Origin of the sequence: Luteolibacter flavescens, from assembly GCF_025950085.1 — a bacterium.
GTDB classification, from domain to species: domain Bacteria; phylum Verrucomicrobiota; class Verrucomicrobiia; order Verrucomicrobiales; family Akkermansiaceae; genus Haloferula; species Haloferula flavescens.
Map to the genome: position 1 here is coordinate 87665 of NZ_JAPDDS010000020.1, position 10007 is coordinate 97671.

The window sequence follows — 10007 nt, forward strand, 5'->3', positions numbered from 1 at the left end:
CTTACTTCCGCTGGCCGAGATATTTCACGACCGCCTCGGTCCGCGTGTGCACGTGAAACTTGTCATAGATCCTCCGCAGGTGTGTGCGGACGGTATCCATGCTGATGCCGAGGGTGCTCGCGATCTCCTTGTAGAGTGCTCCATTCGCCAGCAGGCCGAGGACTTCCTCCTCCCGTGGTGACAGCGGCGTCGCCTCCGGGCCGGGCGCACTCGGCGGTGCGCGGAAGGACTGCACCACCTTGCGCGCGATGCTCGGCGACATCGGCGCGCCGCCTTGCCGGACCTGCCGCACGGCATCGCACAGCTCGTCGCCCGTGGCGCGCTTCAGCAGGTAGCCCGAGGCTCCTGCTTTCAGGGCGTCGAAGATCAGGTCGCTCTCGTCGTACATCGTCAGCACGAGGATAGGCAGGTCGGGGAAGGTCCGCTTGAGCGCGGAGATCAATTCCACGCCATTCATGCCCGGCAGGCGGATGTCCACCACCAGCATCTCCGGCAGGGGGGCGGCCAGTCTTTCCAAAGCGATCTCCGCCGATGGAAAAACATCGAGCACCGCCATGTCCGGCTGGCTATCGAAGAGCGCCTGCAATTCCTCCGCGAGCGGCTGGTTGTCCTCTACGATGCTGATGGTGCAGGGCTTCATGAAGCGTGATTCCAAGGAACTGTTAGAGTGACGAGCGTGCCTCCTGAAGAAGAGCGACCGATTTCACAGGAGCCGCCGATCTCCGCGAGCCGGCCCGCCATATTGCCGAGGCCATCGCCGGATGCAGGCTGGCCATCACCCGCGGCGATGCCCTTGCCATCGTCGCTCACCGTGAGCCGGATCTCCCTCGCGGTGGTCGCCATGGAAAGAGCCACGCGGCTGGCCCCGGCGTGCTTCACCACGTTTTGCAGCGCCTCCTTCACGGCCATCAGGAGCGGATGGCGGATCGCAAATGGCAGCAGGGCATCCCGCCCCTCCGCCGGCATGTCGAAGTGGCAGTGCAGCCCGGCATCCGCGAGGAAATCATTGGCATGGTCGCAGAGGTAGTCCGCGAGGCTGCCCACGGTATCGTGCCGCGGATTGACGGCCCACACGATCTGGTCGAGCGCGCCCACGGTATTGCGAGCTTCGCCGGCGAGCTTCACCAGGAGATCCGGAGCGGGGTCGGGTGCCCTTTTCAGACGGTCCGCCAGCAGCGCCATGTGTGTGAGGCGCGCGCCGATGTCATCGTGCATGTCGCGCGCGATGCGGAGCCGGTCCTGCTCCATCGCCCGCGCCGCCTGGGCCAGCTCCAGCTTTCGCCGCAGCCGCCGCACGGATGCCCACCACGCGATCCCCGCGATGGCGATGAGCGATGAAAGCGCCAGCATGCCCAGCCGCAGCGGACTCCTCCACCACGGGGCCGGAACGATGAAGGAATGCCTCTGCACCTGACGGCTCCACCGGCCATCCGTATGGCGGGCCTGAAACTCGATGGGATAGATGCCCGCGTGCGGACAAGCGATCGTCATCCGCTCGCCGCTGCGGCATTCCACCCATGGGGCATTCGCCACGTCCGTGCGTCGCCAGCGGAAGTCCAGCAGGTCCGGCGAAGGATCGTGCGGGCCTGCCATCAGCGCGAATTCAAGCTGCCCGCTCCCGGGTGGCAGCTCCTCGCTGGGGTCGATGCTGCGACCGTCCACGCTCACCATGGCGACCTGTGGATAGAGCATCGGATAGACTTCCAGCTCCCCCACCTGCGGTCGGTAAAGCGCCTCGACGAGATTCACGATGCGGAGGAAGCGCCCGGAAAAACTTTCGCCCGCCCCGTCCTCCGCCGAGATGAGATCCCGCCCGCCGGAGGGGACGTGGGAGCCGTCCTGCCGCATGCGCGCGCTCCAGCGCAGCTCGCCCGGATGGCCGGTGCCATCGTCATCGTAGAGCTGCAGCTCGTAGTTCCCCAGGCGGTAGGGCTCCACATCGTCCACCCGGCTTCTCAGGACGATGTAGTCCATGGTGCGGGAGGTGCCGAGATCGATCTCGTAGTGGAAATTCAGCGCCGGGAAGTCCCGCCCGGGATGGGAGAAGGAAGCCGGCACCCCATCGGTGAGGTAATACTCCGGCAACCATACCGGCCCGGATGCACGCACCGGCCGGCCCAGCGCCACATTTGACGAGCGCAATGGATCCGGCTGCACTTGGAACTCATTGATCACGCAATTCCCCCGGTCGCTCCGGCCGATCGCCTTCGCATCACCTTGCCCGGTCTCCGCCGTCAGGAAGCGCAGGCGGAATCCGGTCACGCCGGTCAGGGTATTCGGCGCGCGCACCGTGAGCAGCACGTGCTCCAGACCGGGGCCCATGTGGATGAAGTCATCGACCGCGCGGACCAGGTGCGGGCTTGCAGGAAAGGTATCCGTGATCACCAGGCTCGCCTTCAGCGGCTTCCAATTCCCATCGCGCGCAGGCCGGTCGTCCGACGTGACCGAGAATTCCAACGCGGCAGGGTAGGCCCCCTTTTCCTCGGATACGTGCCAGGTAGTGAATTGGAAAACCTGCGCGGTAACCGGCGCCTCCGTCGCAAAGATGATCGTCTGCTCACTGTCCTGCCCGCCTGCCATGTCGAGGCCGTTGCCCGGATTCACGTCGCCATCCACCAGCTCGGAAAGCGGGTGGCCCTCCTCCGTCTTCGACGACTCCACCACGCGCAGCGGCAGCAGCGGCGCGGCGTGGGTCACGCCACCCAGCAGCAGGGTGCAGATGATGGCAGCTCTGGAATACATCGCCTCGCACGGGCACGATTCAGGCGAACTTCGCCGAGTCGCTGTTTCCCGCTGCTCCAGCGTGTCACGCATGCCCCCCGTTGCAAGAGTCGCATGTTCATGTGACTCCACCCCGGCGTGACAGCCTCGCCTATTGTCACAATTGCGTGATTGGCGGAATGATACCATGTGACAAACTTGTCGCCCGCCAGTTCTTGCGGAATCGAGCAACCTCAACGACTGGCGCAACTTTCCTTCCGCCAAAAGCGATATGAACACCGAAGAAAATCAGCCGGAACCCACGCCAGCCCCTGAAGCAGCCACCGCCCCTGCCGAAACGGCGACCGACACCGCCAAGGCGGAGATCAAGGAGGCGAAGAGCAAACTGAAGGCCGCGAAAGCCGCCGTGAAGACCGCGAAGAAGGAAGCCAGCAAGGCGAAGAAGGCGCTGAAGGGCCTCAAGAAGGAGAAGAAGAAAGCAGCGACCAAGGCGAAGAAATCCAAGAAGTAATCGCCTCGCTTCCCGCCCTGTTTTCAGCCCCCGCTCCCCCGTGGACCGGGGGCTTCTTCTTTTCACTGCGAGCGTTTCTGGAATTCGGATTGGGAGTCGGAACCCTTGCCCGCCCGGGGTGCCGCCGCTACAAGCCTCGCGATGTCCCGCTTCCGCCCGCTGCTCGCCACGCTGCGCATCGCCAATGGCCCGAGCGTGGTCAGCAATGTCTGGCTGGGCTACATCACGAGCTGGTACGCTTTCTACGGCTCGTGGCTCCCTCAGGATGTGGAGATGATCCGCTGGCAAAGCATTGCCCTGCTCTGCGCCTCCGGCCTGCTGCTCTACTTCTCCGGCAATCTCGCCAACGATTGGTTTGATCGCGAATGGGACCGCGAGCGCCGGCCCGAGAGAGCCCTTCCGTCCGGGCTATTCCAGCCATCGAGCTACTTGATCGCCGCGTGCCTCGCGATGGCCACCGGCATCGCCTGCGCTTTCGTCGAAAATACTTACTGCGGCATCTGCGCCATCATCATTGCAGCGCTGGTCGCGATCTACACCTACTTTCACAAGCGGGTGATCTGGGCGGTGCTGCCCATGGGACTCTGCCGGGCATTCCTCTACGCCCTCGGCTTCTCGGCATTCCTGCCGACCGTCGTGGAGAATTTCTCAAGCAGCGGAGTGACCGAATTCTATATCTGGATCAGGATCGCATTCATCGCCACCATGGCTACAGGCATGATTGCCTACATCGCGGGACTTTCCTTGTCGGCGCGCTACGAGGGAATGGGTGATGCGCCGCCGGGGCCTCGGAGGGTTTCCAAAGCACTGCTCTTCCTTCCGATGCTGGCCATGCCGTGCTGGTTCTCCATTGGAAAACCTCACTTCGCTCTGGCAGGCATCATCCCCTATGCCGCGTGGCTGGCGCTCTGCTTCACCGTCTTCAAGAAGCCGATCCCGCGCTACGTCTCCGCCCTCCTCGCAGGCATCCCGCTCGTCGATGCCGCAGCCGCCATTCCACTGGCCCTGCACCTCGCCTTCACGCCCGGCAATGCCGTCGTGAACCCCTCACTGGCCTGGACCGTCATCGCCGTCCCGCTCACCGCCTTCATCCTCGGCCGTGCCCTGCAAAAACTCGCCCCCGCGACGTGATTCCCCCTTGGGATTAAACCGCTTCAAATCTCCCTGCCTCGCGGTTCTTCCTCACCTTGCCAGCGGGGAAAATCGTCCCGTTCATCGCGAGATACACGCCCGGCGGTAGCGATTGCACGGCACCGAGCGCGAGGCCGAGATTGAAGATCGCATCCGTCACCCGGAAGCGAGCAGGCGCGAGCGCTCCGGTCAGCACGATCGTCTTCCCGGGCAGACCTGTCAGAGCCTCCGCGGTGAGGCTCATCGTGTCGGTCCCGTGGGTGATGAGGATCTTCTCCTCGGCAGCCTCGGCGCAGGCGCGGCGGATCTCCGCGCGATCCTCATCAGTCATCTCCAGGCTGTCCTTCCGCAGCAGCGGCTCCAGCCGCCACTCCAGGCCGACGCCGGACTCGCGGAAGACGAGCGGCACGGTCGGCTCGCCGATCTCATACTCGGACGAGGCGTCGAAATAGACCTTGTCGATGGTGCCGCCGGTGGTGAGGACGAGAAGCATGGGATGAAGTGAGAAGGAAATAGTTCCAAGTCCCGACGATGGCGCGAAGCCCCTACCGCTGCTGGAAGAACGCGCGCTGCCTCTCCGAGATCGGCATGTCGAGCTTCTCCATCGCCTCCATCATGTCCTCCCACACCGCGCGCTTGTCGCGGACGGAAGTACTACGGAGCAAGTAGGACGGGTGATAGGTCACACGCACCGGGATGCCGTTGAATTCATACCACTTCCCGCGCATCGCGGAGACCGAGCCGGTGAGCCCGAGCAAGCCCTCCGCCGCCGTGCCGCCGAGAGCGACGATGCAGCGCGGCTTCACGATCTCCACCTCGGTGCGGACAAAGGACAGGCAGGATGCCATCTCCTCCAGCGTCGGCTTCCGGTTGTTCGTCGTCTGCCCCGCCGTCGCGGGGCGGAATTTGACGATGTTCGAAATGTACGTCTGCTCGCGGGCAAGGCCCATCGCCTTCAGGATGTCATTGAGCTTTTGCCCGGCGGGACCCACGAAAGGCTCGCCCTGAAGCTCCTCCTGATAGCCTGGAGCCTCGCCGACGAGCATCAGGTCTGCCTCCGGATTTCCCGTCGAGAAGACCATCGTGGTCCGCAGCGTGCCGAGCTTCCTGGCCGGGGCCCAATTCTCCGCCTGTGCTGCGAGCGCCGCAATCCTCTCCGCGGCACTGCCCGCCGCCGGGGCGGAAATCTCCGGCACGAAGAGCTCCGTCTTCTCTGCCGGGGCAGCCGCGGGTCTCTCCGCCACAGCCACCGATTCCGCAGGGCGCGAAACAACGGCGGCAGAGGCAGGCACAGCCTTCGGCGCCCGGGCACGACGATGCAGTTCGCGGAGCAGGGCCTTCGCGTCATCATCCAGGTGGATATGCGTGACGCCGCGCGCTTCCTCCCCTCGGAGGAAATCAAGCAGGGCATCGACCGGTCGGCTCACGGGCCGGACGCTAGGCATCCTGCGGCGGCCGCGCAATGACGGTTTGGCGGAGCCGCGGGTGATTCCAATTCACCCGGCAGGCTTATACTTGCCCCACCCCCGTGATTTCCCCCATCTTGCGAGCGCGCCAAACGCATTTGCCGACCATGTTCCGCCGCATTGCCAATCTGTTCAAAGGATTCCTCGGCCTCTTCATCGGAGGAATCGAGAAGAAGAACCCCGAAGCCCTGCTTGAGGTGGAAAAGGAAAACCTGCGCAAGCAGATCAGTGAATTCAACCAGGGCCTCGCCGCCCACGCCGGCCTCGTCGAGCGCCTGATGGGCCAGGTGAAGAAGCTCAATACCGAGGAAACCGAGCTGAAGGCGAAGACCAAGGCCCTCCTGCAGGCCGGTCAGCGCGAGGCTGCCGCGGAGATGGCCCTGCGCTACCAGACCGTCGACAAGCAGCACGAGGACTTGGCCAAGCAACTCGAGTCCGCCGACACCCGCTACAAGGAACTCGTCCGCGCCCGCGACGTGGCCGTGAAGGCTGCCCGCGACAAGATCGAGTCCCTCCGCCGCGGCATCGACGATATGAAGGTCCAGAAAGCGATGGCCGAGCTCAATGAAATGGCCGCCGGCATGGTCGGCTCGCTCGGCGGCTCCGGCGACACGCTCAACCGTCTGGAAGAAATGGTCGAGGACGAGCGCAGCAAGGCCGCAGGCCGCGCCCGCGTCGCCCGCGACAGCGTGGACATGAGCGGCACCGTGGTGAAGGAAGCCGAGCAAAAGGCCCTTGCCGACATGGCCCTCGCCGACTTCGCCGCCGCGGAAGGCATCGAACTCCAGCCAAAGCAAGGCACCGCCGCCTCCGAGGCCCCGCCCGCCCAGGGCCAAGGCACCATGGGCCCGGTGAGCCAGTAGGGAGAACCATTTCGCCCCGTGAACGAGCTAGATCCACCCTACACAGTCGCGGGTGACCCCAAGGCCACCGAAATGCTGCGACTGTGGGCGGCTCACGGGAAGCTCAACGTCTCGATCAACATCGGCTGTTACGAGGAGGCCGGTCACGACGAATCCGAAGCGTGGGGAGTGATCCTGGCCGATGCCGCGAGGCATGTGGCCAACGCTCTGAGTCAACGGTACGGGGCTTCCCGTGAGACTGAACTCTCAAAGATCCGCGCCACGTTCCTCGCCGAGCTGGTTGATCCGTCGTCTGAGGTCGAAGGCCATTAACGAGAACCCATGAATTCAGCCCTTCCCACCCGCTATCGCGCCGAGCGTTGGTATTCGCCGGATAACCTGTGGCGGAAGATTTCGAGCTGCGCGCTCGTCGCCGGGCGGAAGACCGTCCTCTCCGCCATCACCCTCTACCACTGCCTGCGCGACAAGGACACGCCGGCTTGGGCGAAGGGCGTCATCGTCGGCGCACTGGGCTACCTCATTCTCCCGACGGACCTCGTCCCGGACATCATCCCCGGGGCGGGCTATGGAGACGATTGGGCCGCTCTGGTGGCCGCTCTGGGCACGGTGGCAGCCTACGTGAAAGACGAGCACAAGATTCGCGCCGCGGTGCTGACGGAGAAGATTTTCGGGCGAAAAGGGCACTGAGTTTCAAGTCGGGTCCCACCTTTCCGGGAACACTTTCCATCTTCGCGACACTCTTCTTCGCGAGGCCGTCCCGAGATCCGGCAGAAGCCAGTCATCCGCTCGACGGCTGACGGGATCGCCGGTGGATCGCGCCCCGGCCCCGCCTATCCTCAATCTTTTCCCGACTCGCCCGCCCGTCATGAAACGACTGCTACTCGCTCTGATCTCCCTCGTCCCCGTGGTATCGTCCGCGAAGAAGCCGAATGTGCTGCTGATCTGCGTGGATGACCTGAAGCCGACGCTCGGCTGCTATGGAGACACGCTGGCCAAGACGCCGAATCTCGACCGGCTCGCCGCGCGCGGCATGCGCTTCGACCTCGCCTACTGCAACCAGGCCGTATGCTCCGCCTCGCGGAACAACCTGATGCTGGGCTCCCGCTCGACATCGCTCGGGATCTACGATCTCTCCACGAATTTCCGGAAAGCCATCCCGGACGCGGTCACGCTGTCGCAGTATTTCATGAAGCACGGCTATCGCGCGGAAGCCGTCGGCAAGATCCTACACACCGGCCACGGCAACAGCGACGATACCGCTTCCTGGGACGTGCCCACCGTGATCCCCAAGGTCGTCGAATACCTCGACCCGAAGAATTCCGCAAACGGCCAGCTTACCCGCGAAGAAGCCTACTTCACCAATCAGAAGCTCGGTGAAATCGGCAAGCTCCCCCGTGGACACGCTTGGGAAGCCGTGGACACGCCGGATGACGGCTACTCGGACGGCCGGACTGCCACCGAGGTCATCAAGCGTCTGCAGGCTGCGAAGGAGCGGAAGGACACGCCTTTCTTCATCGGTGCCGGATTTGTGAAGCCGCACCTGCCCTTCTCGGCTCCGCAGAAGTATTGGGACCTCCACGACCCCGCGAAGTTCCAGCTCGCGACCGTCCGCACGCAGCCCGAGGGAGCCCCGCCCTACGCCGGCAAGCGCGGTGGCGAGATCTCGAACTTCAAGCCCGTGAAGCCGAATGGCGAGGTGAACGACCAGGTCGCACGCAAGCTGATTCACGGTTACTACGCCGCCACCAGCTACATGGATGCCCAACTCGGCCGCGTGATCGATGAGCTGGACCGGCTCGATCTCACGAAGAGCACCATCGTCGTGCTCTGGAGCGATCACGGCTGGCACCTCGGCGATCACGGCTTCTGGACGAAGCACACGAACTACGAGCAGGCGAACCGCATCACCATGTTCATCGTCGCCCCCGGCATGAAGCCCGGCTCGACGAAGCAACTTGCCGAGACCGTGGACATCTACCCGACCCTCGCGGAGCTCGCCGGTCTGCCGAAGCCGGAAGTCCCCCAGCCAATTGATGGCCTCAGTCTTGTCCCCGTGCTGAGAGATCCCGCCGTCCGGATCCGCGATCACGCCACGCACGCATTTCCGCGGGGCGAGGGCCGCATCGGTCGCGCCATTCGCACCGAGCGCTATCGCCTGGTGGAGTGGAAGAAGCCGGACACGCCATCCGACGAGGCGGACTTCGAGCTCTACGACTATGAGACCGATCCCGGCGAAACGAAGAATCTCGCGCAGGAGAAACCTGAAGTGGTGAAGGAACTCCGCGCCATCCTCGCCCGGCATCCCGAGGCAAAGCCCCGCCCGATCAACCGTCGCAAGTAGGCGGGCGCGATCCGGATCAAGTGATCTCCATGATAAAGCCGGGGAAGCATCATGCCTCCCCGGCTTTTCTTTTCCCGGGAAATCGCGATGACTTTCCGCCGTTCGCCCCGTAGCCGACTCCGTGAAACCACTCCTCGCTGCCATCGCCCTCATCTTTTCCGGCATCGCCGTGGCGGAGAATCCGCTGTCCGTGAAGCTGGTATCCGAGGACAAGGCGATCGCGGCCGGAAAGACCTTCACCCTCGGAATCCATCTCAAGCCTCCCGCCGGATATCACACCTACTGGAAGCACCCGGGCATCGTCGGTCTCGCGACCAGCGTGGAATGGGATCTTCCTTCCGGCTTCACCGCGGACGAGATCCAGTGGCCAGCACCGGAGACGGTGAAGATGGCCCGGTACACCGCCCAAGGGTATCGGGGAGAAACCCTTCTGATGGTTCCCATCACCCCACCCCCGGCGATCTCTACCACCAGCGTCACCCTGACTGCCCGCGTATCCTGGATGTGCTGCGGTCCCCAATGCCACCCGGCATCCAAGGTTCCGCTCACCATCACGCTGCCTGTCGCCCCCACAAACGCCGTCGATCCCGCGCAGAAGCCGCTGTTTGATCGCTTCCGGGAACAGCTTCCCGCGCAAGACGATGCATGGAATGCCGAATTCACCCGCGAGCAAGAGTTCATCATCCTGACACTCAAGCCAAAGGACCCCGCGCTCACCCGGGACGCGAACGACTTGGGAGATCTCCGCTTCTTCACTGCGGACGGTCAGATCGACTCTGACAAGGAGCAGAAGGTCACCCGAGGACCCGGCCAGCAGATCCGAATGGAACTGCCACTCTCCAAACAGTCCAAGGATCAGAGCAATCCCGTCGGCGTCATCACCGCCGAAAAGAGCTGGCAAAAAGACGTCACCTCCACCGCCCTCAAGCTTTCGCCAAATTAAGGCTGCCCTCAACCATTGGGCGCCCCCCTGG

11 protein-coding genes are annotated in these 10007 nt (G+C 64.0%); 7 read left to right on the top strand and 4 right to left on the bottom strand.

What is annotated here, in order from left to right:
- Position 1: 1 nt before the first annotated feature.
- Complete coding sequence (locus tag OKA04_RS23160; protein WP_264503608.1) at positions 2–640, bottom strand: response regulator transcription factor; 639 nt, start codon at positions 638–640, stop codon at positions 2–4.
- Positions 637–2742 carry an ATP-binding protein gene (locus OKA04_RS23165; protein WP_264503609.1) on the bottom strand — a complete coding sequence of 702 codons (2106 nt, stop codon included), beginning with the start codon at positions 2740–2742 and terminating at the stop codon, positions 637–639. Before OKA04_RS23165 ends, OKA04_RS23160 begins: the two co-directional genes overlap by 4 nt.
- A gap of 250 nt (positions 2743–2992) precedes the next feature.
- On the opposite strand from OKA04_RS23165, the gene OKA04_RS23170 reads away from it, so the two are divergent.
- Positions 2993–3232, top strand: a complete 240-nt coding sequence (locus OKA04_RS23170) for a hypothetical protein (RefSeq protein WP_264503610.1) — start codon at positions 2993–2995, stop codon at positions 3230–3232.
- Positions 3233–3373: 141 nt separating this feature from the next.
- Positions 3374–4363: a UbiA family prenyltransferase gene (locus OKA04_RS23175; RefSeq protein ID WP_264503611.1), complete on the top strand. Its 990-nt coding sequence runs from the start codon at positions 3374–3376 to the stop codon at positions 4361–4363.
- 13 nt (positions 4364–4376) lie between these two features.
- Here the strand turns inward: OKA04_RS23175 and OKA04_RS23180 are convergent, their stop codons facing one another.
- Both OKA04_RS23180 and OKA04_RS23185 read right to left on the bottom strand, forming a co-directional pair.
- The gene (locus tag OKA04_RS23180) at positions 4377–4856 is read right to left on the bottom strand and encodes an asparaginase domain-containing protein (protein WP_264503612.1); all 480 of its coding nucleotides are present in this window, start codon (positions 4854–4856) and stop codon (positions 4377–4379) included.
- A 52-nt stretch (positions 4857–4908) separates the two neighbouring features.
- Complete coding sequence (locus OKA04_RS23185) at positions 4909–5790, bottom strand: uracil-DNA glycosylase (protein ID WP_264503613.1); 882 nt, start codon at positions 5788–5790, stop codon at positions 4909–4911.
- A 146-nt stretch (positions 5791–5936) separates the two neighbouring features.
- Between OKA04_RS23185 and OKA04_RS23190 the strand changes: the two genes are divergently transcribed.
- The 5 genes from OKA04_RS23190 to OKA04_RS23210 all read left to right on the top strand — a co-directional run bounded on the left by OKA04_RS23190 (position 5937) and on the right by OKA04_RS23210 (position 9976).
- Entirely contained in the window at positions 5937–6692 is a 756-nt protein-coding gene (locus OKA04_RS23190) for a PspA/IM30 family protein (RefSeq protein WP_264503614.1), read from the top strand.
- 18 nt (positions 6693–6710) lie between these two features.
- Entirely contained in the window at positions 6711–7004 is a 294-nt protein-coding gene (locus OKA04_RS23195) for a DUF5076 domain-containing protein (protein ID WP_264503615.1), read from the top strand.
- Between the two features lie 9 nt (positions 7005–7013).
- Complete coding sequence (locus OKA04_RS23200) at positions 7014–7379, top strand: YkvA family protein (protein ID WP_264503616.1); 366 nt, start codon at positions 7014–7016, stop codon at positions 7377–7379.
- A gap of 178 nt (positions 7380–7557) precedes the next feature.
- A complete protein-coding gene (locus OKA04_RS23205; RefSeq protein ID WP_264503617.1) occupies positions 7558–9033 on the top strand; it encodes a sulfatase in 1476 nt (491 codons plus the stop codon).
- A 121-nt stretch (positions 9034–9154) separates the two neighbouring features.
- Positions 9155–9976 carry a protein-disulfide reductase DsbD domain-containing protein gene (locus tag OKA04_RS23210; protein ID WP_264503618.1) on the top strand — a complete coding sequence of 274 codons (822 nt, stop codon included), beginning with the start codon at positions 9155–9157 and terminating at the stop codon, positions 9974–9976.
- The last annotated feature ends 31 nt before the right edge of the window (positions 9977–10007 follow it).

Excerpts from the sequence above, each read along its gene's own strand:
- OKA04_RS23170 (WP_264503610.1), top strand. The coding sequence starts at position 2,993 with ATGAACACCGAAGAAAATCAGCCGGAACCCACGCCAGCCCCTGAAGCA.
- OKA04_RS23190 (WP_264503614.1), top strand. The coding sequence starts at position 5,937 with ATGTTCCGCCGCATTGCCAATCTGTTCAAAGGATTCCTCGGCCTCTTC.
- OKA04_RS23180 (WP_264503612.1), bottom strand. The coding sequence starts at position 4,856 with ATGCTTCTCGTCCTCACCACCGGCGGCACCATCGACAAGGTCTATTTC.
- OKA04_RS23165 (WP_264503609.1), bottom strand. The coding sequence starts at position 2,742 with ATGTATTCCAGAGCTGCCATCATCTGCACCCTGCTGCTGGGTGGCGTG.
- OKA04_RS23160 (WP_264503608.1), bottom strand. The coding sequence starts at position 640 with ATGAAGCCCTGCACCATCAGCATCGTAGAGGACAACCAGCCGCTCGCG.
- OKA04_RS23205 (WP_264503617.1), top strand. The coding sequence starts at position 7,558 with ATGAAACGACTGCTACTCGCTCTGATCTCCCTCGTCCCCGTGGTATCG.
- OKA04_RS23200 (WP_264503616.1), top strand. The coding sequence starts at position 7,014 with ATGAATTCAGCCCTTCCCACCCGCTATCGCGCCGAGCGTTGGTATTCG.
- OKA04_RS23175 (WP_264503611.1), top strand. The coding sequence starts at position 3,374 with ATGTCCCGCTTCCGCCCGCTGCTCGCCACGCTGCGCATCGCCAATGGC.